Here is a 25,808-nt window from a genome sequence, read left to right on the forward strand (position 1 = left end):
CCCGTATGAAGGTTTTTTTGTCACCATTGATAGAGTTGCTTCAAAATAATACAATTTTAAGCTAAAAAATTTTTAAGATATAGTTATTTTTATTATTTTACCGATGTTTTTAAAATCTCTTTATGAAAAAAGTAGAAAAAATAGAGTGAAAGAAATAATGAATAAAAAATGCTTTTTTTATATAACTAATAAATTTCAGTGAAACAGTAATGCAATATTGTTAACGTACTAAAAATTAAAATAATAAAATAATTTTAGACTATTAAGAAAAAAGCCAGCTTTACTAAATTTAAGCTGGCTCTGATTAAATTACAGATAGAGTGAAAGAGTCACGCCTGGCTTTAAATCAGCCATTTTCACACCAGAGTTCCAATTCATTAGATCTTTTAGTTTGATTCCGTGGCGTTTAGCAATACTATAATAAGAATCTCCTCTTTTAACTTTATAGATAGAAGAAGGTGATTTTGATTTAGTATAATTTTCTAATCGCTGCTTGTCTGTAATTTTTAATATTTGACCAACCTTTATATTACTGGCTGTTTTTAAGCCATTAATTTGTTGGATTTTTTTCGGGTGAGTATTATAACGTTTAGCGATACTTGAAAGTGTATCTCCAGATTGGACTTTATAGCGAGTTATCGCTTGTTGTTGTATTTGCTGAGTACGTTGATTATTCTTATTTACTGCAGAACGAATATTGGCTAAAACAGATTGATCTGTTAATGCGAGTTTAAACCGCTCAGCTTTATTTGCCGGTAGCATAATATAATGAGGGCCGTCAGGAGATGTGATCCCTTTTTTATATCCCGAGTTATATGTTTTAAGCGATTCTATCGTTAATCCTGCGAGTTCAGCAGCTTGTGAAAGTGTAATTTGTTGGCCGACATCTACTTGAGTTAATGCTTTATTCTTATTTGAGCGCGGTAATCGTATTTGATAATTATCTTTATCACGCAATATTTTACTTAATGCCAAAATTTTAGGCACGTACAACATAGTTTCTTTGGGGAGTGATAAAGACCAAAAATCAGTAGGTAACCCTTGTGCCTCATTTTTCTTTATAGCATTTAGTACACAACCTTCACCACAATTATATGCGGCTAAAGTTAACTCCCAATCATGGCCAAACATGACATTTAAGTTTTCAAGCAGATCAAATGCCGCCGAAGTAGAGGCAGCTAAATTTCTTCGATCATCAACCCATTGATTTTGTTTTAAGCCATATGAGCGTGCAGTAATAGGCACGATTTGCCATAATCCCGCGGCTTGGGCTGATGAAGTTGCATTTGGATTAAATGAGCTTTCAATAATGGGAACCAGTGCCAGCTCCATAGGTAAATTGCGATCATTGATTTCATCAACAATCCAGTACATATAAGGCTCAGCCCGAACAGTCATGGTTTGAAGTTGATCTTTTTTTGATAAGAAATTATTCGCTTGTTCTTGGATACGCTCATTTTTTGGCACATTCATCTTCAGTTCATCACTGATATAGCCCCAGAGATCATTTTCTAACAATGGAGTTTGTCTACTTGCCGCCTGATTATGGGAAGCAACAGTTTCTATCGCGTGACTTGCTGAAGACACGTTCTGCTTGTTGTGTTTCGACGGTGATTGGCAACCAGCAAGCAGAACAATGGCGAATAGTATCGCTTTTGTCTTCATCGTTGTTATTCTTCATATCTAAAAGTTGAACAATAATACTGTCCTAAGCTAGATAACACAATGATCAAAGTTTAAAACTGATCTTTTAATTGACGAAGTAAGGTAAATGTTGCTCTTAGTGAAGGTTTATCGATCTTGATTGCTAACTTCTTCTGTAAATCGCTATTATTACATTGTAAGAATAAGTTAATTTTTCTTTCTGTTTTCAACGTGCTAGGTACTGTTGGTTCTAATTTTTGTCGTTTAGTATGAATTAGATGTAAATAATTAGTTATAGCTTCATTTTCAGGCCAAATATGATGTGCAAATTTAAGATTTGATTCTGTATATTCATGGGCACAACATATCAATGTGTCATCAGGTAAAGCTGAAATTCTCTCCAGAGATTGAAACATCTGTTCAGGCGTCCCTTCAAAAATCCGACCACAGCCGGCAGAAAATAATGTATCTCCACAAAATAGATAAGGCGCTTGATAAAAGCCAATGTGACCCAAAGTATGGCCAGGCAGGGCAATAACATTAAAATAGAACGAACCAATATTAATTGAATCACCATCTGTAACTAGGTGGTCTGTTCCTTTTTTAGCTGTTTCGGCCGGACCAAAAACGGGTAATTTTGCATAATGAGTTAATAATTGAGGAACGCCACCCACATGGTCGTTATGATGATGAGTTAATAGAATAGCCACAGGGGTGAGTTTTTTTTGGTTAATAATTTTGATAACTGGTTCTGACTCCGAAGGATCAACAATGATACACTGATGATCAGCATCTGCGAGTAGCCAAATATAATTATCATTCAGGGCAGGTATCCGTATAAGCTCCATTATTACCTCTGTAAGTCGATGAAAGGGGAAATTCATGAAGTCAGCGCGCATAAAGAAAAAAATTAAGATGCCAGTAAGCTGGTCAGATATCTATTTTGGTGAACAATATCGCCTAGCTCTGGAATATCAATTACAGCCTTGGTTAGCAAAAATTTATGGTTTTCATTTACTTAAGCTAGGGCATTTGAGCACTGAAATTCATACTGAGGAGTGTATGATAGCCCATCAGTTTAGTATGGGGAATAATGATCCACGTTTTAATGTGATCGGTGATCCTTATGCGTTACCTTTTGACAACAAGTCGATCGATGCTTGTTTAATGGTAAATATGCTTTCATACAGCGAGGATCCTCATTGGTTATTACGCGGAGCAGATCGAGTTTTGGTTGATGATGGTTGGTTAATAATTTCTGAATTTAACCCTTTTAGCTTAATAGGGATGGCTAAATGTATCCCTATATTAAGAAAGCAGCCGCCTTTTAATAGTCGAATGTTTCCCTCTTGGCGTATTTATGATTGGTTGAGTGTCCTAAATTATGAAATTTTCTATTTAACTCATTGTCAATTACTCCCTTGGCACCATCCGAAGTCTTGGCTTAATCATCATATTAGGGGAATTGGGACATTGAGCATTCTCGTCGCACGTAAACGAACCTGCCCACTGACCCCAACATGTTTGAAGTTCAGCCGGTCAAATATGAAAATAGGTAATGCACTTGGAGTTACTAAATCAATGAAAAAACGTAATTAAATTTAATTTGCTGGTTTATATCCGCTATCTTCTTCGGTTGGTGAATTAGCAGCTTGACGAGCGAGTTCATCACATTTTTCATTTTCTGCATGCCCAGCATGACCTTTAACCCAGCGCCAATCAATTTTATGTCGAATAATGGCTTCATCAAGTCGCTTCCACAGATCAACATTAATCACAGGCGATTTATCCGCTTTGCGCCATTGCTTACGTTTCCAGTTATGGATCCATTGAGTGATCCCCTGGCGTACATACTGGCTATCTGTGGTTAAAATAATATTACACGGTCTCTTTAAGGACTCTAATGCTACAATTGCAGCTAGAAGTTCCATTCGATTATTGGTTGTTAAGAAAAATCCTTGGCTTAGTTCCTTAGTATGACCTTGATACCTAAGAAGAACTCCATAGCCACCGGGACCTGGATTACCTAAGCATGAACCATCAGTGAAAATCTCTACCTGTTTAATCATTTCTGGTAGACTTACCTTATATTATTAAAAACCTTAGTCTGACATAAAAAACTATTATGAGCACGGCGATAAAACGACAAATTGTACTTGATACCGAAACAACCGGTATGAACAAACTTGGTGTTCATTATGAAGGCCATAATATTATAGAGATCGGTGCGGTAGAAGTGATTAATCGTCGATTAACAGGGCGAAATTTTCACATCTATATCAAACCAGATCGCTTAGTTGATCCTGAAGCTTTTGGTATCCATGGAATTAGTGATGAATTCTTAATGGATAAACCTGTATTTGCTGACATAGCTGATGAATTTATCGAATTTATTCGCGGGGCAGAATTAGTTATCCATAATGCGTCGTTTGATATTGGATTTATGGATTATGAATTTAGAAAGCTTAATCGAGGGATCCCCCCAACTGCTGAGTTTTGTCAGATAACCGATAGTCTGGCGTTAGCAAGAACGTTATTCCCGGGGAAACGCAATAACTTAGATGCATTATGTGATCGATACATGATTGATAACTCCAAACGCCAGTTACACGGGGCGTTACTAGATGCTGAAATATTATCTGATGTTTACTTAGCCATGACTGGCGGGCAGACCTCTTTAGCATTTTCATTGGAAATGGAATCATCAAATGAAAATTCGATTCAGGAGATTCAGCGGGTAGAACGACCTGTCTCGGGGCTAAAAGTTATTTATGCCAACGCGACTGAATTGATAGAACATGAGTCTCGTCTTGATCTCGTTGATAAAAAGTCTGGAAAATCTTGCTTATGGCGACTAGAAAAAGATGAAAATCAGATCGTTCACTAGTATTAAATAGAATTAAGGCTAAAAACTGCTCAAACGAATCATTTTGAAAGAAAAATGATTGACGGGAGTGTCTAGTATCCGTAATATTCGCCTTGTTCTGAAGCAAGGACAAAGAGTGGAGCGGTAGTTCAGTTGGTTAGAATACCTGCCTGTCACGCAGGGGGTCGCGGGTTCGAGTCCCGTCCGTTCCGCCAACAAATTTGAAGCCCTGAGTATTTATACTCAGGGCTTTTTGCTGTTTGTATTTGTGATGATCAGCGTACATTAGTTAGTTTTAGTTCTAGCCAAAAAATATTGGCTTTATTATTTATATAGCGTGAAGGCCAAATATCCATGGGTGATATCCCGAGTTGATGTGCGATAATTGCTTCCCCTTTTGGCCATGGACGTTGTAAAGCATTTGATAATGTTGAAGAAGCAAGGCCTGCCCTCCGTGATACTTGTGATAGACACGTACCCTGTTTTTTTATTGCTGCAATAATATCTGCGGGATGCCAATCATATTTATCCAGTATATTCATATAATCATCTCCATAATAAATTCATTTATATATTATTAATATATCGTGATTGATATATCGAGTAACTACTAAAATATTAGAATTTAAATAAACTAAGTTATAAAATACAGTTATAATTGTTATTTTGATAACTAATTTTTAACTCCAACTTTTAGTCGTTCAGTGTTGTATCATAGATGATATTTTTTTATAAAGAAGAGGGTTAAATACTTAGTGTTAGATAATAAGATAACTGAGGCTATTTAAATATGCTTTAGGAATATAAAGATCATAGTGATACTTCTTACATAAAATTCTGAGTTCTATTGGTGAACTTACTGTTAGTTTTTCATAAATTAGGCATAAATTATTTTCCAGTGTTTTTTGTGAAATACCGATTTCATTTGAAATTGATTTATTAGAAATTCCACGACAAAAAAGAAATAAAATTTTCCATTCTCTTGATGTTAATAATTTATTTGGATTGTTAGTATAAATAGATAAGAAACTAGTGTTATTTAAATAATCCAATGCATTAAAATAAATAGTTTCTCTAACATGAGATAAAATCCCAATACAAAAATTGTTTGCATTAATCATTGGCATTTTATCAAAATATAATAATTTGTTTTTATTATTTATTTTACATTTAAAATTTCCTATAGATGATATTCTATGTAAATTTTTCATTACATTAATTTCATGTTGTTCAATTAGATAACTGTATTTTCTAAATAATGATGTTATTTCATTTTCTGTATATCCAAGTAAATTATCATTCTCAATTAGCTCTTTATATGGACTGTTTGCATAAATATATTTTAATTTGGTATCTTTTATATACCAAGGATCTGTATTATTATCTAATGTATTTATTATTTCTGCTGATAATAAGTCTTTATTTTTCACATGCATTATATATACTATTTTTTAGAGTGATCTATTATTTTTAATTTGAAGATTTATTTGAAGATACTTTGATTTTATTTATATACCATTTGTATTTTTCGAATTACTTAAAAAATAAAATGAAATCATATTATGTTTACTCTTTAAACAGTAAGCAACTACTAGATTTAACAAAATGCTCTGGAACGTATAAATCAAAATGATGTTCATAACAATATTCTAAAAATTGAGCAGCTTTATGAACACCTATTTTTCGATAAATTCCTACGAAATTATTTTCGATAGTACGGTAGGAAATTTTCAAAATTCGACTTATTTGTTTACGGGTATAGTGATGAATAAATAAGAAAATAATATCCCATTCTATTGAGGAGATGCTTTCAACTGGTGGAGTAAATATTAATGAACTTGGGATTTTTCCGCGAAATAAATGATACAGACAATACGAGTTAGCTTTACGAGCATGAAAGATAATGCCTTGGCATTCTTGATTTTTATCAAAAAATGGAATTTTTTCAGTTAAGTAGGAGGATAAATAATTTTCATAAGAGAATTTATGGGTTTCTAAAGATATAATGGTTTTATTTCTGCTCATGACTATTTTATCATGGAGCATAAATTCTTGGTAGTATTCAGCCCCATCCCATGGAATTTCATTATCATAATGGCCTTTTAAAGTAAATTTTTTATCAAGAGAAAGTAAGCTGTTAACGGCATTATTGCCATAAATAAAGCAGGAATTTTTATCTTTAATCGCCCAAGCATCTTGGCTCATTTCAAAAGTATTGATTATATCTGCTGGCAGATTATTCATAATATTATTCCTTAAATAATAAGCGACTACCGGATTTAACAAAATGTTCTGGGACGTACAAATCAAAATCGTGCTCGTAGCAATATTCTAAAAATTGAGAAGCTTTATGAATACCAATTTTTTGATAAATAGCGGCGAAATGGTTTTCGACCGTGCGGTAGGAGATATTTAAAATATTACCGATTTGTTTACTGGTATAGCGATGAATAAATAAGAAAATAACATCCCATTCTCGAGAAGATATCGTTTCTACCGGCGGAGTAAACATTAATGAACCGGGAAGTTTGCCACGAAACAGACGATTGAGACAATATGAGTGAGCTTGGCGGGCATGAAAGATAAGCCCTTGGCAGATACCATTTTCATCATAGAAAGGCATTTTTTCACATAGGTATGACGATAGATTATTTTCTTTAGAAAAATGATGAGTTTCTAATGATGTTACATTAATATTCTTTTTTATTGTTGTTTGGTCATGTAATATATGTTCTTTATAATATGTAGAGCCATTCCACGGTATATCTCCATCAGACAAACCCTCATAATCGAATTCATTAGATAAGCTATGTAAGTTTTTTAGTTTAGTATTAACATAAGCAAAATTTGAATTTTTATCTTTAATTCCCCAAGCATCTTCACTCATTTCAAAAGTATTGATCATATCTGCTGGCAGATTATTAATATTGAAATTATTCATAGTTGTTCCCGATAATAAATTATAGACATAAAGATGGTGTGTGTTTAATGGTTGAATTAATTATGGTTAGGTTAATTCATGTGTGCCTTGCGGCATAAGTTTATCAGGAACATTGCTATTAAATTGATGTTTTTGGCAATACTCGGATAATTCATCAAGCGATGAGGCTTTTAATTTAAAACATATATTTGTTAAATATTGAGATACATCTTCATTGTCTAAGTCTAAAAGAGTGGCTATTTCTTCAGGAGTCATTAAATGAGAAAATAATGTTAGAGTTGCTATTTCTTCAGATGTCATATTTATTTCAGGATCAGGGGCTTGAATATTTATCATGCTAGGAAGTTGGTTATCAATATAGTAATTAGAAGAAAAATTACTATAAAGAGAGAAATGAAAGCTTACTGCAAATAATTTATGCTCATTATCAAATAATGGTGTTCTATCACAGATATAAATTTCTCTTGGATTATTTGAGTGGAATATATGTGATTCAACGGATGATACACGCCTTAACTCTTTATGTACTTTTTTTTCTAATTTTATATAGTCTTGATGTAAAAATAGCTCACTGAACTGATATCAGCATCGGTTAGTCCAATAATATCAATGTGGTCGGGTAAATTAATTAGTTTACGAAATGCATTATTTAAATATAAGTATTTAGAATTAATATCTTTTACTGAGTACGGTTCTTGATTATTATTCCATGTATTAATTAATTGTTGGCTAATTACTGATAAATTAATATTTTTAGTCATAAGTGAATCTCCATTTAAATTATTTTTCGTCCGTTGACTAATTAAGATAATTGTATTCCTGATAAGATCAATTGAGTTGGCTGTAATTAAGATAAAGTTTTTTATTGCTTCAGGTAAATAATCATGCCATGTGCTAGGTTGAATCGATGATTAGATTATCTAAAAAGGCTCATTTTCTATTAAAATGTTGGTATTTTGCACAAAATTAAGATTATTGTGACTTTCTACGCTTTATCAGCAAATTACCTTGATTATAGGTATTAATCTCAGGTCTAATATCCCGATGGTTTGCGCAAAACAGCCGATGAAATTAGCGTGTTGCGCAATAAGGCATTTTTATTTGAGGTGATACTTTATCTGTATAATATAGTGTTAGCTGAGAAGCAAATAATTGCTGTCTGCGACGATTTGCGTTAGTTTCATAGCATGAGTTTTTAACCGACAGCAACTGCCTTGCAGTAACCGCTGAGCTATATGGTAAACTATACGCAAAACTATACGCAAAACTATGCGCTGACTATATGCTGAACTACGCTGTAATAAATTGGTTTAAGTACGCTTTTATCCGACCTGGAGTATAATAATGACTAGTCGTAAAACCCTTGCTAATGCTATCCGTTTTCTCAGTATGGACGCGGTACAAAAAGCAAAATCAGGGCATCCTGGCGCGCCTATGGGCATGGCAGATATTGCAGAAGTATTGTGGCGTGATTATATGAATCATAATCCAGCCGATCCACATTGGGCCAATCGCGATCGCTTTGTTTTATCTAATGGTCATGGCTCTATGCTGATTTATAGCTTGTTGCATCTGACAGGTTATGATCTTTCTATCGAAGAATTGAAAAACTTCCGCCAATTACATTCTAAAACTCCCGGCCATCCAGAATATGGTTATACTCCAGGCGTTGAGACAACTACTGGCCCATTAGGTCAAGGTATTGCTAATGCTATTGGCTTCGCTATTGCTGAGCGTACCCTAGCTGCCCAATTTAACCGTCCGGGCCATGATATCGTTAATCATCACACTTACGCCTTCATGGGCGACGGTTGTATGATGGAAGGTATCTCTCATGAAGTTTGCTCTTTAGCGGGTACCTTAAAGCTGGGCAAATTGACCGCATTTTATGATGACAATGGTATTTCCATTGATGGTCATGTTCAGGGTTGGTTTACTGACGATACCGCAGCGCGTTTTGAAGCGTATAACTGGCATGTTATTCGTGATATTGATGGGCATGATGCTGATCAAATTAAAGCGGCAATTACTGAAGCGCACGGCGTTACTGATAAACCAACATTGATTATGTGTAAAACCGTTATCGGTTTTGGTTCACCTCATAAAGCAGGTACTGAGGCCGTTCATGGTGCGCCTTTAGGTGATGATGAAATTGCGGCAACGCGCAAAGCGTTAGACTGGCCGTATGCACCATTTGAAATCCCACAAGAAATTTATACAGAGTGGGATGCGCGTGAAGCAGGAAAAGCTAAACAAGCCGCATGGGAAACGAAATTTGCCGCCTATGCAAAAGAATTCCCTGAGTTAGCCAGTGAATTTACACGTCGTATGGCAGGTGAACTGCCGGCTGATTTTGAGAAAGAAGCTCAGAAATTTATCGACAACTTACAAGCTAATCCAGCCAATATCGCTAGCCGTAAAGCATCTCAAAACACCTTAGAAGCTTTTGGTAAAATTTTACCAGAATTTCTTGGTGGCTCTGCCGATTTAGCGCCAAGTAACTTGACTATGTGGTCAGGTTCTAAGCCATTGAATGAAGATATCGCGGGTAACTATATTCATTATGGTGTGCGTGAATTTGGTATGTCTGCGATCATGAATGGTATTGCTCTGCATGGCGGTTTTGTTCCTTACGGTGCAACGTTCTTAATGTTTGTTGAATATGCACGTAATGCTGTGCGTATGGCTGCATTAATGAAAATTCGTAGTATTTTTGTTTATACTCACGATTCTATCGGTCTGGGTGAAGATGGTCCAACTCACCAACCGGTTGAGCAATTGGCTAGCCTGCGCGTGACACCAAATATGAGCACCTGGCGTCCTTGTGACCAAGTTGAGTCGGCAGTGGCTTGGAAATATGCCGTTGAACGTAAAGATGGTCCTAGCGCATTAATTTTCTCTCGTCAGAACTTAGCTCAGCAGCCTCGTACTACCCAGCAATTGGCTGATATTGAGAAAGGTGCTTATGTATTGAAAGATTGTGAAGGTCAGCCAGAACTCATTTTCATTGCGACCGGTTCTGAAGTTGAGCTGGCGGTTAAAGCCAGTGAACAACTGAGTGCAGAAGGACGTAAAGTGCGTGTTGTTTCTATGCCATCTACCGATGCATTTGATAAACAAGATGCAGCATACCGTGAGTCTGTTCTGCCTTCTGCAGTCTCTGCACGTGTTGCTATCGAAGCAGGCATTGCTGATTACTGGTTTAAATATACCGGTTTGAACGGTGCTATCATCGGAATGCACAGCTTCGGTGAATCTGCTCCTGCTGAATTGTTGTTTAAAGAATTCGGTTTCTCTGTTGAAAACGTGGTTACTCAAGCGAAATCTCTGCTGAAATAACCTCTGTTTTTTACTGAAAAAAGCCTCCGTGTCAGTTTGAACGGGGGCTTTTTTATTCTCATACTATTATTATCTCATTCTTATACTATTATATATATTATTGTTACTTTTCTTCTTTCTGCGTCTTTCAATAATTGCCATCGATGATGTTTATCATTATTTTGTCTTTATTTTAATCAGACGGTTTTTTTACTATTGCGTTATCCCATCATATCCCTTAAGCTATTTTTATACCTGCTGAACCGTTTCAGTTTCTGGCAAGAAAATATAAAAACACCAGAAATGTTGAAATATAAATGTCAAAAATGTCGAGTGAAGCACACTTTTGTTATTTCACCGATGAAATCAGCAGTACAGTTTGATTGAGTCAGTTATCCTTAGCATCCGTAGGTTTTTATTCTATTTTAAGGTGTGACATGGCAATTCGAGTGGCAATTAACGGTTTTGGTCGTATTGGACGAAGTGTGTTAAGAGCCCTATATGAATCAGGCCGAAGAGCTGAAATTTCTGTGATTGCAATCAATGAATTAGCAGAGCCCGAAGGGATCGCTCATTTGCTTAAATATGATTCAAGCCATGGTCGATTTGCATGGGATGTTCGCCTTAATAATGATTTACTTTTGGTGGGTGATGATCAAATTCGTTTGTTCCACCGGCCTGAAATAGCGCAACTTCCTTGGAAAGAGTTAGGCATTGATATTGTGCTAGATTGCAGTGGAGTCTATGGCAGCCGCGAAGACGGTTTAGCTCATTTAGCCTCCGGTGCAAAAAAGGTGTTATTTTCTCATCCTGGCAGCGATGATTTAGATGCAACGGTGGTGTATGGAGTCAATCATCAAACGCTAACTTCAAATGATAAATTGGTTTCTAATGCATCTTGCACCACCAATTGTATTATTCCAGTGATTAAATTGTTGGACGACGCTTTTGGCATTGAATCGGGGACAGTGACAACTATCCACGCGTCGATGAATGATCAACCCGTGATTGATGCTTATCATAAAGATTTACGCAGAACGCGTGCTGCAAGTCAGTCAATTATTCCGGTTGATACGCGATTAGCGGCAGGAATATCGCGTATTTTCCCACAATTTAAAGATCATTTCGAAGCGATTTCTGTTCGTGTACCAACGATAAATGTGACTGCCATTGATTTGAGTGTGACTGTGCGAGATGATGTGAGTGTTGAGGAAGTGAATCGTTTACTTCGCGGCGCCGCAGCTGATAGATTTCGTGGTATAATAGATTATACAGAACTCCCTCTGGTATCGATGGATTTTAATCATGATCCCCACAGTGCCATCGTTGATGGAACGCAAACCAGAGTGAGCGGTAAGCACCTGATAAAAACCTTAGTTTGGTGCGATAATGAGTGGGGATTCGCTAACCGTATGCTCGATACAACATTGGCAATGGTAGCGACAGATTTAAACTAATTATCTGCTGTTAGACCACATGGCTCACGCCAATCAAGGCTCAGCAGAGAAGATCAATTTATATAGAGAATCAACAAGAGGATTCACCATGTCTGTAATTAAGATGACCGATTTGGATCTAGCGGGTAAACGTGTATTCATCCGTGCTGACCTGAACGTTCCTGTGAAAGATGGCAAAGTTACCTCTGATGCGCGTATTCGCGCTTCATTACCAACAATTGAAAATGCTCTTAAGCAAGGTGCAAAAGTAATGGTCACTTCTCACTTAGGTCGTCCGACCGAAGGTGAGTACAATGAAGAATTCTCCCTGCAGCCTGTTGTTGACTATCTGGCCGATAAAATTGATTACCCCGTTCGTTTGGTCAAAGATTATCTGAACGGTGTTGATATCGCAGAAGGTGAATTAGTTGTTCTGGAAAACGTTCGCTTTAATAAAGGCGAGAAAAAAGACGACGAAACATTATCAAAACAGTATGCAGCACTGTGTGATGTTTATGTGATGGATGCGTTTGGTACTGCTCACCGTGCACAAGCGTCAACTCATGGTGTGGCTAAATTTGCACCTATCGCCTGTTCTGGCCCATTATTGAGTGCAGAATTAGAAGCTTTAGGGAAAGCATTAGGCAATCCAGCTCGCCCAATGGTGGCAATTGTTGGCGGTTCTAAAGTATCGACCAAACTGACTGTGTTAGATTCACTGTCTAAAATCGCTGATCAGCTGATTGTTGGTGGCGGTATCGCTAATACCTTTATTGCCGCAGAAGGTAATAACGTAGGTCGTTCTTTATATGAAGCAGATTTAATTCCAGAAGCCAAAAAATTACTGATTAACTGCCATATTCCTGTGCCTACAGACGTCCGTGTTGCAACCGAGTTCTCAGAAACTGCAGAAGCAACTTTAAAATCATCGACTGAAATTAAAGACGATGAACAAATTTTGGATTTAGGTGATGAATCTGCTGAGCGTTTAGCTGAAATTCTGAAAAATGCGAAAACTATTCTGTGGAATGGCCCAGTAGGTGTTTTCGAATTCCCTAATTTCCGTAAAGGTACTGAAGTAATTGCTAAAGCTATCGCAGATAGCGAAGCTTTCTCAATTGCTGGTGGCGGCGATACATTAGCGGCTATCGATCTGTTCGGTATTGCAGATAAAATTTCATACATTTCAACTGGCGGTGGTGCATTCCTTGAATTCGTTGAAGGTAAAAAATTGCCAGCAGTTGTGATGCTAGAAGAACGTGCTAAAGCGTAATTATGTCATGAAACAACAGGCAGTATTGGCTGCTTGTTAACTACAGGACCCTGTCATATGTCTAAGATTTTTGATTTCGTAAAACCAGGTGTAATTACTGGCGATGATGTTCAGAAAGTTTTCGCAGTTGCTAAGGAAAATAATTTTGCCCTGCCAGCTGTTAACTGTGTTGGTACAGATTCTATCAATGCGGTAATGGAAGCGGCTGCAAAAGTACGTTCGCCAGTTATTGTTCAGTTCTCTAATGGTGGTGCAGCATTTATCGCCGGTAAAGGTCTGAAAGCAGAAGGTCAACAAGCTGCAGTTCTCGGTGCAATTTCTGGTGCTCATCATGTGCATCAAATGGCTGAATACTACGGTGTCCCTGTTATCCTGCATACTGACCATTGTGCACGCAAATTGCTGCCTTGGATTGATGGCTTACTGGATGCTGGCGAAAAACATTACGCTAAAACGGGTAAACCACTGTTCTCTTCTCACATGATTGATCTATCAGAAGAATCACTGGAAGAAAATATCGCGACTTGTGCTAAATATCTTGCGCGCATGGCGAAAATCGATATGACTCTGGAAATCGAGCTGGGTTGCACTGGTGGTGAAGAAGACGGTGTTGATAACAGCGGTATGGATAGCTCAGCGCTATACACTCAGCCAGAAGACGTTGCATACGCTTACGAAAAACTGAATGCAGTTAGCCCACGTTTCACTATCGCAGCATCTTTCGGTAACGTACACGGTGTTTATAAACCAGGTAACGTACAGTTAACGCCAAAAATTCTGCGTAACTCTCAAGACTTTGTTTCTGAAAAATTTAATCTGCCACACAACAGCCTAAATTTCGTGTTCCATGGCGGTTCAGGTTCTACAGCAGAAGAAATAAAAGAAGCAGTAGGTTACGGTGTGGTTAAAATGAATATCGATACTGATACCCAATGGGCCACTTGGGAAGGTATCCTGAATTACTACAAAAAGAATGAAGGTTATTTACAAGCTCAGCTGGGTAATCCAGAAGGTGCTGATAAACCAAACAAAAAATACTATGATCCACGTGCTTGGTTACGTAAAGCTCAGGATTCTATGGTTGTTCGTTTGGAACAAGCATTTAAAGAGCTTAACAGCGTAGATGTACTGTAAGTTATTCTTTTATAAAACAAACAATCGTGTTGTCACTCTGAATAAGTAACAATTATTGTTGTTGATATAAGCCCTCGGCAGTGATCTGTCGGGGGTTTTTTAGTATTAATCGACGCTATATATCGGGGCTATATTTCAGCGCTATATTTTGATTTTGCTAATGCACTGGTACTAAGCTTCGGTGCTAAAAAAGCGCCTATTAAGGCGCTTATAAAGTAAGATGTTGGCTATAGTGATGTAGATTATATGGCAACTTGCAGCTGTTGATGTATAACCGGATGGAATTTTCGTTTAAAGTAAATTAACCCATGCCCTTCATCTCGCACAATAATTTGTTTCATCTCAACCAAATAAACATAGTGAGTCCCAACTTCTTGTACTTGGGTAATTTCACCTTCAAGATTGGCCAGTGCTTCTTTTAGCAAGGGTTGATTGAGAATACCTTGGCTCCAAATGTCCCAACTAAAGCGTTCTTCCATACTGGTGCCAGTCATTCCGGCAAAGTGGCAAGCCATTTCTTCTTGTTGATGATTAAGAATATTGACACACAGGCGGCCATTTTCCTGAAACACCGCATTCATGCTGCTATTGCGATTAATACATACCATTAATGTCGGTGGTGTATCAGTTACAGAGCAGACTGCTGTTGCGGTGATACCGCAGCAACCTGCATCCCCGTCGGTAGTGACAATATTCACCGCTGCCGATAGGCTCGACATAGCATCTCTAAAACGCAGACGATGTTCGTTTTCTAGGGACATTTTTGGCCTCCTGCTGCTAATTATTTAAGCAGCGAATCTAACATGTTAATATCGTTATTATTGTGTAGATGCGGTCGAGTCCAGCCATGCTGATCGTAATCAGATAGGCAACGGTCAACCATATCGGTCATTGCTTTCATATTTCCTGAGCCATAAGCATGACGTAAGCATTGCAGGCGAATTTCATCCTGGCTACCCGCATAGTTTATTTCATATAGCTCATGGCGCCCGCCGAATTCACTGCCTATCGCATCCCACATTAATTTCAAAACTTTAATTCGTTCAACGTGATCCATGCCATTTGAGCCGCGAACATATTTAGCCAGGTATTTATCAATCTCCGGATTATTCATATCGCGTACACTTGATGGTAAATAAATCAGACCACTAGCGACGTTACTTTCAATAATATTCTTAATTTTGGTGTAGGCCATTGGTGCCATTACGCGGTATGTCTGAATCGCTTGGGTATCTGGTAAATAAGAGCCGCCTTCCCATTGCTGCGCTTCTGAACACATAGCATCGCTCAATGACCAAAATAAGTTACGCCATGCGACGACTTCGCCTAACGATGCTTGTACACCGCGGAAATCGATAACGCCAGTGCACTCTAAGCTTTTTTGCAATAGCCCGGTGATGAAGTCTAACTTTACCGCCAAGCGTACACAGGCTTGCAGTGGGAATAAGCGAGCAAATCCCCCTTGAACTGCCCAGTTTCTCGCCCGATCAAAATCACGATAAATCAGGACATTTTCCCATGGTATCAGCACATGATCCATTACCAGTATCGCGTCATTCTCGTCGAAACGGCTAGAAAGTGGGTAATCAAATGGTGCTCCCGTAGCGCCAGCGACTAATTCATAGGATGCTCGCGAGATTAATTTAACCCCGTCAGCATCCATAGGTGCCACAAACATGAGGGCAAAATCAGGATTATCGCCCATCACTTGCGCTGAGCCAAAACCGATAAAATTATAGTGAGTCAGTGCCGAGTTAGTGGCGACTACTTTTGCGCCGCTGACGATAATACCTGCATCTGTTTCTTTTTCCAGTTTGATATAAACGTCTTTTACTTCATCCGCGGATTTATGGCGATCGATAGGGGGGTTAACGATAGCGTGGTTGAAGTACAGTCCGCTCTCTTGAATGCGTTTATACCAAGTGCGCGCATTATCCGCAAATTGACCATAATATTCAGGATTAGCCCCTAAAACGCTGGCGAATGCCGCCTTATAATCGGGAGTGCGTCCCATCCATCCGTAGCTTTGGCGTGACCAGTCGGCGATCGCGTCACGTTGTTGGCGCAATTCGTCTTTTCCTGTCGCATAGCGGAAGAATTTGTGGGTATAACCGCCGTTGCCGGTATCAGTATTCCAGCAGAGTGAATTGTGTGTTTTTTCATCATGAAGTGCATCATATAATTGCCCTATCGACGCTGCTGAATTACGAAAAGCTGGGTGGGTAGTGACATCTTTAACTCGCTCACCATAAATATAAATCTCACGACCATCTTGGAGGCTCTTCAGATATTCCTGACTATTAAAAGGGCGTTTAGCATCGGAACGAAAATCTTCTGGCTTCATGTCTACCTCGTTATCGGAAAGCATATTAGGCAATAATGACCAATATTAAATGTTAAATTTATGTTTGTTTTATGTGTCACCATTGAAGCGTCTTTTCTTGAGAGAGAACAGAGATTTTACAGAGGATAACCGGTACTTTTCGTTGGAAGTGATTATTTGTTATGGAATTGTGATCTGCAATATACTTTTATAATAATAAATTAATTTTACATTATTTTATTGTTTTTATTCATACGGATAGAGTTGTTTTATAATTATACCACCCATGATGGGAAGTGATATTTTTAATATTGAATATCACTATTTGTGATTTTGTTAGCCAGTATTAATGTAGATTAAAATAAAATAACAAAGAATTAAAATGTTTTTAATTTGTAAAATTATAATTAATTAGATAAATCAGAAACTCCGCACTGATAAGAAAACGGGTTAGCAAATAATTGTTTATAGAGACGATAAAATTATAATAAAAGAAAAAATCGATGAGGAAAATAGGGCGCTAACGGGTAGCCTCAAATTAGAGAGGAGACATCAGTTATAGAGGAGACATCAGTTATAATGACGGAGAATGAAGATTATTATCTCGCCATACGCTGGGTGAGCTGCCGACAGAACGATTAAAAAAGCGGGCGAAATATGCCGGATCTTTAAACCCGAGCCGATAGGCGATTTCAAATACAGGGCTATCGCTGAACAATAATAAACGCTTAGCCTCGCGTAATATACGGTCTAAAATCAATCGCTTAGGTGGTCGATTGGCAAATCTGCGACACATATCTTTTAAGCGAGATTCAGTAATGCCTAATTTATCGGCGTATTCTGGTACCGATAAATGCTGGTGATAATGATGGTCAATAAGCTGGTTAAATCTTTGAAATAACTTAAGTTCACCTCGCATTCCACAAATATGGTGATCATCGAGCGGAATGCTGCGAAGTAAAAAAGTAAACATCGCTTGTGCAAGGTTCGAGAGTGCTTGATCGCGGCCAGCATATTGATGGGATGATTCTCTTTCAATCAATGCCCAATAGTGATTAAAAGTAGCTAAATCAGCCGGTTTATCAGCCACAGATAAGCAAATAGCTGGAATATCGATAATATCAGGCTGGGTAGGATACAGCGAATGTAACAATGGCGAGATCAGTTCCTGACGTACTGTGAGCACGTAGCCGTCGGTATCTTCCTGAGTAAAAAAAGTATGGGGTACCGAGGGCGGAGTCAAAATAAATAACGGTGCTTGAACAGAATAACGCTGCTCATCAAGCTGTAAAGTGATATGCCCAGTGACTAAATAATGCAGTTGGAAAAACCCATCATGACGATGGGCTTGCATATCACGACCAAAAAAAGCCGCCATTTTACCGAATGTCTGATAATGAACGTCATCAGTGCCCTGAGTTTCGTCATAATCTTTACTGATATCAATGTTGGTGATTGTCGATAAAGAAACATCAGACATAACGCAGGACTCCATGGATAATAACGATCAATCTTCGCTAAGGTGTTGCTCTTGGGCGTGAGCTTTTCATCGGGATGAATAGCACAATTATAGCCCCAACAACCAATAGCCCTGCGACAAAATACAGCCCTGAGTTAAAGCTGCCGGTAGTATCTTTAAACCAACCTATTAATAATGGGCTAACGGCGGAGCCAATATTACCGGTTGCATTGATAACCGCAATACCTACAGCACGGGCGCGCAGGCTAATGGATTGATCTGGCGTAGTCCAAAAGACAGCCATTGCCGTAAATGAGCCTGTCGATGCCATGATAATACCGAGCAACTGCACAAGTGGATGACTGGTAAGTGATGCAAGGATCCAACCTGCGGCCGCGAATAAGAACGGCAAAGCGGTATGCATTTTTCGTTCTTGTAATCGGTCAGAGCGTCGACTCCAATAGATCATACCAAAGATAGTACAGAATTGAGGTATGGCGGTGAGCAAGCCAATCATGGCGTTACTGCTGCCCTGATTAAAGCTTTGCATTATCTGTGGTGTCCAGATATTAATTGCGCTCAATGTATTGGTTAAACAAAAATAGGCCACGGTATACATTAAGATTGCAGGAGTGAATATTTCTTTCCATAAGCTGGTGGTTTGTAATGCGCTCTGGCTTTTAGCCCCGTGAGGCTGAACTAATTGCAGATTATCTTGCTCCATCATCTCTTTGAGGCAGGCTTTATCCTCTGAAGTCAGCCACTTGGCTTTTGATGGAGAATCATCAAGATAAAACCAAACTAATACGCCCAATAATACCGATGGAAAGCCTTCTAGCAAGAATAGCCATTGCCAGCCATGTAAGTTAAGTATTCCATCCATTTCGAGAATATAGCCCGAAGCTAAAGAGCCAAAAGCCATAGTGACCGGCATTGCAACCATAAATAATGCGTTGGCGCGAGCTCGGAAATAGGCGGGAAACCAGTAGGTGAGATAAACTAAAATGCCGGGCAAGAAACCCGCTTCGGCGATACCGACCAGCATGCGCAAAATATATAAACTGGTAGGGCCGGTTGCGAACATGGTGGCAGTGGAGGCAAATCCCCACAGCACCATAATGGTGGCAATCCAACGGCGAGCGCCCACAATCCCAAGCATAATATTACTAGGAATACCGAAAATAACGTAAGTGACATAAAATAGGGTTGCGGCTAAGCCAAACATCGTGGATGAAAGGCCGAGATCTTTACCCATGGTTAAACCTGCAAAGCCAATATTAATGCGATCTAAAAATGAGAAAATAAATAGAACAAATAAAAATACAATTAAACGACGAAACAGTTTTTTTATTACTCGTTGTTGAGGTTCAGTTAAATTTTTATGTTGGTCTGCGGGATTGCTCGCCGTAATATCCGCGGTATTTTTCATTATTATTCTCTCATTTATAGGTATAAGAGGCTATTAGGCAGATAACGTGCATCTGCCCAGTTGGCTATTCCGACTGATTTTATACGCGAGGTTTATTATTCTTTAACCATTTAATTATAAACAGTTTAATTCTTATTCTGATTATTTTTGATGGTTTATAAGCACCAATAAACGCTGAAATAAATCAGGCATATATTTCATCGGTATATTTTATTTATAATAATTTTTAAAATTTAATATTTTTTTATATATGACTTTATCTATAGTGAGTTAATTATTAATAAACACTAGATGCAGCCACTGATATTTGACGATTAGATTTAAATTTTGCGGCTAATGATTCCGCACTGCGGGCTAATAAAGTGGTATCAACGCCGACAGCAACAAATAAGGTACCCAATTTTAAATAATGTTCAGCTACGTCAGGTGCAGCCATTAATATGCCTGAAGCTTTACCGGCTTGTTTGATTAATAAAATCGCCTGTTCGATAGCGGTTCTAACTTCAGGGTGATTAGGATTGCCCGCAAATCCCATGTCTGCGCTGAGATCGGCAGGACCGATAAATACGCCATCCACGCCATCAACCTGTAAAATTTGAGGTAAGTTTATTAAGGCTTCACGCGTTTCAACTTGCACAATCACACACATTTCATCGTTAGCTTGATGAATATAATCTGCGACCCGATTCCAGCGTGAGGCACGAGCTAGTGCGCTACCAACACCCCGGATCCCCGCGGGAGGATAACGAGTCGCTTTAACGGCTTGCTCGGCTTGCTGAGCATTTTGGATCATCGGGATCAATAATGTCTGTGCGCCAATATCTAATAATTGTTTGATAATTACTGGATCATTCCACGGCGGCCGGACTACTGGCTGTGATGGGTATGGGGCGATAGCTTGTAATTGAGATAAAATAGTCGGGATTGTATTTGGTGCATGTTCACCGTCAATCAATAACCAGTCAAATCCGGCTCCTGCGACCAATTCGGCGCTGTATGCGCTACTCAGGCCCAGCCATAGACCAATTTGTGGTTGGCCTGCTTTTAGGGCGCGCTTAAAGCTATTTTTTGGCATTTTCATGAGAGCCTCTTTAGACAAAATGGCAGCTGATTGATCCCATTACCCCATAGTCGGCGTGGAAAGTATCTCCACGACGAACAGGCACAGGACGGGTGAAGGAGCCCGCGAGAATAATTTGTCCCGCGTCTAATTCAACATTATGAGGTGCCAGTTTGTTCGCCAACCAAGCCACACCATTTGCTGGGTGATTCAGTACTGCGGCAGCAACACCTGACTCCTCAATAACGCCATTGCGGTACAGAAGGGCGCTTATCCAACGTAAGTCGAGATCTCTCGGTTTAATTGGACGTCCGCCCATGATAACGGCTGCGTTAGCGGCGTTATCAGAAATCGTATCGAACACTTTGCGTGGACGTTGAGTCTCAGGATCGATGTTATGACAACGAGCATCAATCAACTCCAACGCAGGAATAACATAGTCTGTCGCATTATAAACATCGAACAAGGTACAATTTGGGCCACGGAGTGGCTTTGCCAGTATAAATGCCAGTTCAACTTCAATGCGAGGAACAATAAAACGGTCAAAAGGGATCTCGCTACCATCAGCGAAAAACATATCATCCAGTAATGCACCGTAATCGGGTTCATCAATTTGCGAGCTAGCTTGCATCGCTTTCGAGGTTAACCCAATTTTATGCCCTTTCAGTATTCGCCCTTCAGACATTTTTAAACCTACCCATTCACGTTGAATCGCATATGCATCTTCAATCGTAATTTCTGGATGATCTAAAGAGATCTGGCGGATTTGCTCACCTTTTTTTTCTGCGTTATTCAGACGCTGTGCAACCTGCGATACGATATCTTTCTGTAACATATGGGTTTGGCTCCTATTCCTCTATGCCACCAAAGCAGAGGTATTTCACTTCCTGATAGTCTTCGATTCCGTAACGTGAACCTTCACGCCCAAGTCCCGATTGTTTTATACCGCCGAATGGCGCGGCTTCGTTTGAAATAATCCCTTCGTTGATCCCCACCATGCCACTTTCTAGCGCTTCAGCCACTCGATAAATACGCCCGATATCGCGAGAGTAGAAGTACGACGCTAAACCAAATTCAGTATCGTTAGCCAGTTTGATAGCTTCTGCTTCATCACGGAATTTGAACAGCGGGGCAACAGGGCCGAAAGTTTCTTCATAAGATACTTTCATCGATTTATCGACATCCACCAGCACGGTTGGTTCAAAGAACAGTCCACCGAGAGAGGCGGATTTCCCTCCGGCAATAACACGCGCCCCGTGGGAGACCGCATCGGCAATATGTTGTTTAACTTTATCAATCGCGGCTTGGTTAATTAATGGGCCTTGTTGAGAATCACTTTGTGTCGCCGGGCCAACTTTCAGTGCTTTTACAGCGGTGGCTAAACGCGCCGCAAATTCATCGTACACGCCTTCTTGCACTAAGATGCGGTTGGCACATACACAAGTTTGCCCACTGTTACGGAATTTCGCGACTAGTACACCTTCAACGGCGGCGTCTAAATCGGCGTCATCAAAGATAATAAATGGCGCATTCCCTCCCAGCTCTAATGACATTTTTTTCACTGTATCAGCACATTGTGCCATTAACAGCTTGCCGACACGCGTTGAGCCCGTGAAGGTTAATTTGCGCACAATGGCGCTTGAGGTCAGTACTTCACCGATAGATTTAGCATCGGTACCTGGAACAATATTAAATACGCCAGCGGGGATCCCTGCTTCTTGCGCCAATACCGCTAGGGCTAATGCAGATAACGGTGTTTCTGCGGCAGGTTTTAATACCATGGTACAGCCAGCCGCTAAGGCGGGGCCCGCTTTGCGGGTGATCATAGCATTAGGGAAATTCCACGGGGTAATCGCGGCAACTACCCCAATTGGCTGTTTAATGGTCGCAATTCGACGGCCTGGCAGCGGAGAAGGAATGGTTTCGCCATAAGTTCGTTTACCTTCTTCGGCAAACCATTCAATAAAGCTAGCACCGTAAGCGATTTCACCCATGGCTTCAGCATGAGATTTTCCTTGCTCTAAGCTGAGGATCTCGGCTAATTCCTGCTGGTTTTCCATCATCAGACGGAACCATTTATTCAGAATTTGGCTGCGTTGTTTTGCCGTCATGGCTTTCCATGCCGGTAACGCTTGTTCTGCCGCTTGAATAGCCCGCTGAGTTTCCGCGGTGCCAACATCGCTGATGTTAGCTATCACTTCTCCGGTTGCTGGATTAGTCACTTCAAAAACGTGGTGGTTATCTGCATCAACCCATTGACCGTTGATATAAGCTTGCTGGCGATAAAGTGGGGAAGAGGTGATCATAGTCATTTTATTTTGTCTCCGAAGACAGGGATTGCAGTTGTGTCGAAGCATGTTTTGCAGAAAAGCGTTGGCTTATCCAGCTTAAAGCGGCACAGACTGCCATAACCAGTGTCATAGCAAATGGGGAACCATCTTGTAGAACAGAAACTGCAACACTCGCCAGCGCCGCCATGGCAAATTGCACTGAAATGGCCAGTGCACTTGCGCTGCCAGCCAGACTCGCTCGATGTTGCAATAAGAGTGATAGGCTGTTTGTTCCAATCGCATTAACCAGCGACAAAAACAGCACTATTAGTACTACAATAACAGGAAGACTTTGCTGATAACAAATAACGAGTAGCAAACCGAATACTAATTGAGCTGTTGTTTGCATAAATAGCAGTTTTGGCAAATTATAGCGACGTAATGCTCGTACATTAACTAATAACATCAGCATCATGCCGAGAATATTGCAGCCAAATAGTAGCCCATAATATTGCGCTGAAATATTAAAATAGTTGATATAAATAAAAGGCGATCCGCTTATAAAGGCAAACATCGCCGCAAATGAAAAAGCCAGAGTCCCGATAATACCGAGAGTATATTTGTCAGCGATTAATTGTTTATAGTTATCAAATGCTGACCCAATAAGATGCTTTACAGAGGGAGATAAGCCAGGTGATACATTGGAGATTCGTTTTGACGCCAATGTCTCCGGCAAAAAACAGAAAACTACTAGCATGCTTAATAATCCCATCCCGCACAGCAACATGAAAATTGATGGCCAATTAAAATGCAGCAGTAAAAATCCCCCCAATAATGGTGCGATTAGCGGCGCTATCATGGTAACCAAAGTCATTAACGATAAAACGCGAGGCAATTCATGATTGGCATAAATATCGCGGGCAATGGCGCGAGCCATAACAATAGCGGCTCCGCTACCAAAAGCTTGCAGAGCGCGCAATAAAATCAGTTGTTCAACTTGTGTTGAAAAACTACACAGTAGGCTGGCGAGTGAAAATAATGCTAATCCCGCGAGCAATATTTTACGCCGGCCTAAAGTATCGCTCAGGGGACCATACAGTAGCATGCCAACACAAAATCCGATAAAAAAAGCCCCAAGCGTATATTGCATCTGTCCCGGTGATGCCTGCAACTCTGAGCCCATTTGTGGTAACGCAGGCAGATACATATCAATCGATAAAGGACCGAATGCCACCAACGAGCCCAACAAGGGGATCAGCCATTTAGGTGGCTGTTGTGGAGATTGAGGTAACGCGAGCAGAGGCTGAGGCATCGGCATGTTACTCCTTGGCAAACAGAGCGTGAACGTTGTTTTGTTTAAAGTTGAGGATCGGGTCTAACTCTTCCATTGTGAATGACAACGCCAGATAACGCTGTGCCATTAAGGCAGAAAAATGCGTTTTGATCAGCGCAAAGAGCATGTCACCGGTCTGTTTACGCTGTTCAATGCTGCGTCCTGCGCCAATTTTTAAGGTAAAATGCACAAAAGCGTAATCATGTTTACCGTCTGCCATTTGCCAGGTATCCAGCCAAATAGCTCGGCTACGAATACCTGCCAGCGGAAAGATCCCAGTATTCGCTAAAGCCGTATTAACTTTTGCAAATAGCTCGGGCAGTTTGGCTTGATGTTTAATATTCTCGGTACATTCAGCGTAGAAATGCGGCATGAATCGACTCCTTAAGCTGTAGCAGCTTGGCGCTGAGTTATTGACTCGGGCAGCGGAAATATCGCATTAATTTGTCCGGTGCCGGAGCTTGGAAAGAGATCAGTTAATATCTCGACGGGCTCAGCGTATTGATCCCAACCCAGCATACCAAGCAGCATTACGGTGTCATGCATATGGCCTTCGCCATAGCAATAATCAGCATATTCCGGCAACATTTTACAGAACTCATTGAAGCGGCCTTCAGACCATAATTTCACCACTCGTTTATCCATTTGCTCGTCAAATTCACGGGTATAATTATTCATGCCTTCTTCAGCACGAGTATCATCAATAAAGCGGTGGGACAATGAGCCACTGGCTAAGACGGCTACGGTACCGTCATATTTTTCAATTGCCGTTAATACGGCTTCACCCAGTTTTCGGCTATTTTCAAAGGTATGAGAGGTACAAAATGCAGAAATAGAAATCACTTTAAAATGGCGATCGCTATTCATGTAGCGCATCGGAACTAATGTGGCATATTCCAGTGTTAGGCTAGGAATTTCATGTGATTGCGCTCTAACACCCAGTTTTCTGGCCTCTTCGCCTATCATACGACCTAGGGTTGAATTACCATCGTATTCATATTCCATATCACGAATAAAATGCGGTAATTCGTTGCTGGTATAAATGCCTTTAAAGTGATCGGCACAATTAATGTGATAGGCGCTATTTACCAGCCAGTGAGTATCAAATACAATCAGGGTATCTACGCCTAATTCACGGCAGCGTCGACTAATTTCTTTGTGTCCGTCGATAGCCCCTTGACGACACCCCTGATGTTTACCCGGTAATTCAGACAGGTACATCGAAGGAACATGTGTAATTTTTGCTGCTAGCGCTAATTTGCCCATAAATCCTCACTGTAAAATCTATCTTTTTTGCACTGTCCTGCGGTCATTTAAAGCGA

General features: G+C 39.7%; 24 protein-coding genes and 1 tRNA gene. 7 read left to right on the forward strand and 18 right to left on the reverse strand.

Translation table 11 applies throughout. The features are described 5' to 3' along the window. Positions 1-309 precede the first annotated feature (309 nt). Together mltD and gloB are read right to left on the reverse strand one after the other, a co-directional pair. A complete protein-coding gene (mltD, locus tag M992_RS05590) occupies positions 310-1,665 on the reverse strand; it encodes a murein transglycosylase D (RefSeq protein WP_053907685.1) in 1,356 nt (451 codons plus the stop codon). A gap of 71 nt (positions 1,666-1,736) precedes the next feature. Beyond that, positions 1,737-2,492, reverse strand: coding sequence for a hydroxyacylglutathione hydrolase (gene gloB, locus M992_RS05595; RefSeq protein ID WP_053907686.1), 756 nt, complete (start codon positions 2,490-2,492; stop codon positions 1,737-1,739). Positions 2,493-2,526: 34 nt separating this feature from the next. Here gloB and M992_RS05600 point away from each other — a divergent pair, with 34 nt between their 5' ends. After that, a complete protein-coding gene (locus tag M992_RS05600) occupies positions 2,527-3,243 on the forward strand; it encodes a class I SAM-dependent methyltransferase (protein ID WP_053907687.1) in 717 nt (238 codons plus the stop codon). Between the two features lie 2 nt (positions 3,244-3,245). Here the strand turns inward: M992_RS05600 and rnhA are convergent, their stop codons facing one another. Continuing rightward, complete coding sequence (rnhA, locus tag M992_RS05605; RefSeq protein WP_053907688.1) at positions 3,246-3,713, reverse strand: ribonuclease HI; 468 nt, start codon at positions 3,711-3,713, stop codon at positions 3,246-3,248. Between the two features lie 56 nt (positions 3,714-3,769). Between rnhA and dnaQ the strand changes: the two genes are divergently transcribed. Together dnaQ and M992_RS05615 are read left to right on the forward strand one after the other, a co-directional pair. Continuing rightward, entirely contained in the window at positions 3,770-4,531 is a 762-nt protein-coding gene (gene dnaQ, locus M992_RS05610) for a DNA polymerase III subunit epsilon (RefSeq protein WP_053907689.1), read from the forward strand. Positions 4,532-4,648: 117 nt separating this feature from the next. After that, a tRNA-Asp gene (locus M992_RS05615) sits at positions 4,649-4,725 on the forward strand. Positions 4,726-4,785: 60 nt separating this feature from the next. Here the strand turns inward: M992_RS05615 and M992_RS05620 are convergent. The 5 genes from M992_RS05620 to M992_RS05640 form a co-directional block, all read right to left on the reverse strand. Continuing rightward, complete coding sequence (locus M992_RS05620) at positions 4,786-5,052, reverse strand: helix-turn-helix domain-containing protein (RefSeq protein WP_053907690.1); 267 nt, start codon at positions 5,050-5,052, stop codon at positions 4,786-4,788. A gap of 216 nt (positions 5,053-5,268) precedes the next feature. Next, a complete protein-coding gene (locus M992_RS05625) occupies positions 5,269-5,946 on the reverse strand; it encodes a response regulator transcription factor (RefSeq protein WP_053907691.1) in 678 nt (225 codons plus the stop codon). A 130-nt stretch (positions 5,947-6,076) separates the two neighbouring features. Beyond that, a complete protein-coding gene (locus tag M992_RS05630; RefSeq protein ID WP_053907692.1) occupies positions 6,077-6,754 on the reverse strand; it encodes a PAS domain-containing protein in 678 nt (225 codons plus the stop codon). 4 nt (positions 6,755-6,758) lie between these two features. Then, positions 6,759-7,451, reverse strand: a complete 693-nt coding sequence (locus M992_RS05635) for a PAS and helix-turn-helix domain-containing protein (protein ID WP_053907693.1) — start codon at positions 7,449-7,451, stop codon at positions 6,759-6,761. A 66-nt stretch (positions 7,452-7,517) separates the two neighbouring features. Next, complete coding sequence (locus M992_RS05640) at positions 7,518-7,751, reverse strand: helix-turn-helix domain-containing protein (protein ID WP_134473625.1); 234 nt, start codon at positions 7,749-7,751, stop codon at positions 7,518-7,520. Between the two features lie 1,044 nt (positions 7,752-8,795). On the opposite strand from M992_RS05640, the gene tkt reads away from it, so the two are divergent. The 4 genes from tkt to fbaA all read left to right on the forward strand — a co-directional run bounded on the left by tkt (position 8,796) and on the right by fbaA (position 14,612). Continuing rightward, positions 8,796-10,790 carry a transketolase gene (gene tkt, locus M992_RS05650; protein WP_053907696.1) on the forward strand — a complete coding sequence of 665 codons (1,995 nt, stop codon included), beginning with the start codon at positions 8,796-8,798 and terminating at the stop codon, positions 10,788-10,790. Positions 10,791-11,206: 416 nt separating this feature from the next. After that, positions 11,207-12,226, forward strand: coding sequence for an erythrose-4-phosphate dehydrogenase (epd, locus tag M992_RS05655; RefSeq protein ID WP_053907697.1), 1,020 nt, complete (start codon positions 11,207-11,209; stop codon positions 12,224-12,226). 88 nt (positions 12,227-12,314) lie between these two features. Further along, positions 12,315-13,478: a phosphoglycerate kinase gene (gene pgk, locus M992_RS05660; protein WP_047256669.1), complete on the forward strand. Its 1,164-nt coding sequence runs from the start codon at positions 12,315-12,317 to the stop codon at positions 13,476-13,478. Positions 13,479-13,535: 57 nt separating this feature from the next. Next, positions 13,536-14,612, forward strand: a complete 1,077-nt coding sequence (gene fbaA, locus M992_RS05665; protein ID WP_053907698.1) for a class II fructose-bisphosphate aldolase — start codon at positions 13,536-13,538, stop codon at positions 14,610-14,612. Positions 14,613-14,854: 242 nt separating this feature from the next. Here fbaA and hpaC read toward each other — a convergent pair whose 3' ends face one another. The 10 genes from hpaC to hpaD form a co-directional block, all read right to left on the reverse strand. Continuing rightward, positions 14,855-15,373 carry a 4-hydroxyphenylacetate 3-monooxygenase, reductase component gene (gene hpaC / locus M992_RS05670; RefSeq protein ID WP_053907699.1) on the reverse strand — a complete coding sequence of 173 codons (519 nt, stop codon included), beginning with the start codon at positions 15,371-15,373 and terminating at the stop codon, positions 14,855-14,857. 20 nt (positions 15,374-15,393) lie between these two features. Continuing rightward, positions 15,394-16,956 (reverse strand): 4-hydroxyphenylacetate 3-monooxygenase, oxygenase component, encoded by a 1,563-nt coding sequence (hpaB, locus tag M992_RS05675; RefSeq protein WP_047256666.1) that lies wholly within the window; start codon positions 16,954-16,956, stop codon positions 15,394-15,396. 553 nt (positions 16,957-17,509) lie between these two features. After that, positions 17,510-18,415, reverse strand: coding sequence for a 4-hydroxyphenylacetate catabolism regulatory protein HpaA (gene hpaA, locus M992_RS05680; protein WP_047256665.1), 906 nt, complete (start codon positions 18,413-18,415; stop codon positions 17,510-17,512). A 37-nt stretch (positions 18,416-18,452) separates the two neighbouring features. Continuing rightward, on the reverse strand, positions 18,453-19,823 hold the full coding sequence (gene hpaX / locus M992_RS05685) for a 4-hydroxyphenylacetate permease (RefSeq protein ID WP_053907700.1): 1,371 nt from the start codon (positions 19,821-19,823) through the stop codon (positions 18,453-18,455). Positions 19,824-20,100: 277 nt separating this feature from the next. Next, on the reverse strand, positions 20,101-20,904 hold the full coding sequence (hpaI, locus tag M992_RS05690; protein WP_053907701.1) for a 4-hydroxy-2-oxoheptanedioate aldolase: 804 nt from the start codon (positions 20,902-20,904) through the stop codon (positions 20,101-20,103). Between the two features lie 10 nt (positions 20,905-20,914). Next, a complete protein-coding gene (hpaH, locus tag M992_RS05695) occupies positions 20,915-21,718 on the reverse strand; it encodes a 2-oxo-hept-4-ene-1,7-dioate hydratase (RefSeq protein WP_053907702.1) in 804 nt (267 codons plus the stop codon). 13 nt (positions 21,719-21,731) lie between these two features. After that, the gene (locus M992_RS05700) at positions 21,732-23,189 is read right to left on the reverse strand and encodes an NAD-dependent succinate-semialdehyde dehydrogenase (RefSeq protein ID WP_390892481.1); all 1,458 of its coding nucleotides are present in this window, start codon (positions 23,187-23,189) and stop codon (positions 21,732-21,734) included. A gap of 7 nt (positions 23,190-23,196) precedes the next feature. Then, entirely contained in the window at positions 23,197-24,465 is a 1,269-nt protein-coding gene (locus M992_RS05705) for a Bcr/CflA family multidrug efflux MFS transporter (protein ID WP_082335394.1), read from the reverse strand. 7 nt (positions 24,466-24,472) lie between these two features. After that, complete coding sequence (locus M992_RS05710; RefSeq protein WP_047256660.1) at positions 24,473-24,859, reverse strand: 5-carboxymethyl-2-hydroxymuconate Delta-isomerase; 387 nt, start codon at positions 24,857-24,859, stop codon at positions 24,473-24,475. 11 nt (positions 24,860-24,870) lie between these two features. Next, complete coding sequence (hpaD, locus tag M992_RS05715) at positions 24,871-25,752, reverse strand: 3,4-dihydroxyphenylacetate 2,3-dioxygenase (RefSeq protein WP_047256659.1); 882 nt, start codon at positions 25,750-25,752, stop codon at positions 24,871-24,873. Between the last annotated feature and the right edge of the window lie 56 nt (positions 25,753-25,808).

It is taken from the genome of Moellerella wisconsensis ATCC 35017 (genome assembly GCF_001294465.1).
Classification (GTDB): Bacteria; Pseudomonadota; Gammaproteobacteria; order Enterobacterales; family Enterobacteriaceae; genus Moellerella; species Moellerella wisconsensis.

Coding starts and splice junctions, on each gene's coding strand:
- mltD (WP_053907685.1), bottom strand. CDS start 1,665: ATGAAGACAAAAGCGATACTATTCGCCATTGTTCTGCTTGCTGGTTGC.
- gloB (WP_053907686.1), bottom strand. CDS start 2,492: ATGGAGCTTATACGGATACCTGCCCTGAATGATAATTATATTTGGCTA.
- M992_RS05600 (WP_053907687.1), top strand. CDS start 2,527: ATGAAGTCAGCGCGCATAAAGAAAAAAATTAAGATGCCAGTAAGCTGG.
- rnhA (WP_053907688.1), bottom strand. CDS start 3,713: ATGATTAAACAGGTAGAGATTTTCACTGATGGTTCATGCTTAGGTAAT.
- dnaQ (WP_053907689.1), top strand. CDS start 3,770: ATGAGCACGGCGATAAAACGACAAATTGTACTTGATACCGAAACAACC.
- M992_RS05620 (WP_053907690.1), bottom strand. CDS start 5,052: ATGAATATACTGGATAAATATGATTGGCATCCCGCAGATATTATTGCA.
- M992_RS05625 (WP_053907691.1), bottom strand. CDS start 5,946: ATGCATGTGAAAAATAAAGACTTATTATCAGCAGAAATAATAAATACA.
- M992_RS05630 (WP_053907692.1), bottom strand. CDS start 6,754: ATGAATAATCTGCCAGCAGATATAATCAATACTTTTGAAATGAGCCAA.
- M992_RS05635 (WP_053907693.1), bottom strand. CDS start 7,451: ATGAATAATTTCAATATTAATAATCTGCCAGCAGATATGATCAATACT.
- M992_RS05640 (WP_134473625.1), bottom strand. CDS start 7,751: ATGACATCTGAAGAAATAGCAACTCTAACATTATTTTCTCATTTAATG.
- tkt (WP_053907696.1), top strand. CDS start 8,796: ATGACTAGTCGTAAAACCCTTGCTAATGCTATCCGTTTTCTCAGTATG.
- epd (WP_053907697.1), top strand. CDS start 11,207: ATGGCAATTCGAGTGGCAATTAACGGTTTTGGTCGTATTGGACGAAGT.
- pgk (WP_047256669.1), top strand. CDS start 12,315: ATGTCTGTAATTAAGATGACCGATTTGGATCTAGCGGGTAAACGTGTA.
- fbaA (WP_053907698.1), top strand. CDS start 13,536: ATGTCTAAGATTTTTGATTTCGTAAAACCAGGTGTAATTACTGGCGAT.
- hpaC (WP_053907699.1), bottom strand. CDS start 15,373: ATGTCCCTAGAAAACGAACATCGTCTGCGTTTTAGAGATGCTATGTCG.
- hpaB (WP_047256666.1), bottom strand. CDS start 16,956: ATGAAGCCAGAAGATTTTCGTTCCGATGCTAAACGCCCTTTTAATAGT.
- hpaA (WP_047256665.1), bottom strand. CDS start 18,415: ATGTCTGATGTTTCTTTATCGACAATCACCAACATTGATATCAGTAAA.
- hpaX (WP_053907700.1), bottom strand. CDS start 19,823: ATGAAAAATACCGCGGATATTACGGCGAGCAATCCCGCAGACCAACAT.
- hpaI (WP_053907701.1), bottom strand. CDS start 20,904: ATGAAAATGCCAAAAAATAGCTTTAAGCGCGCCCTAAAAGCAGGCCAA.
- hpaH (WP_053907702.1), bottom strand. CDS start 21,718: ATGTTACAGAAAGATATCGTATCGCAGGTTGCACAGCGTCTGAATAAC.
- M992_RS05700 (WP_390892481.1), bottom strand. CDS start 23,189: ATGATCACCTCTTCCCCACTTTATCGCCAGCAAGCTTATATCAACGGT.
- M992_RS05705 (WP_082335394.1), bottom strand. CDS start 24,465: ATGCCTCAGCCTCTGCTCGCGTTACCTCAATCTCCACAACAGCCACCT.
- M992_RS05710 (WP_047256660.1), bottom strand. CDS start 24,859: ATGCCGCATTTCTACGCTGAATGTACCGAGAATATTAAACATCAAGCC.
- hpaD (WP_047256659.1), bottom strand. CDS start 25,752: ATGGGCAAATTAGCGCTAGCAGCAAAAATTACACATGTTCCTTCGATG.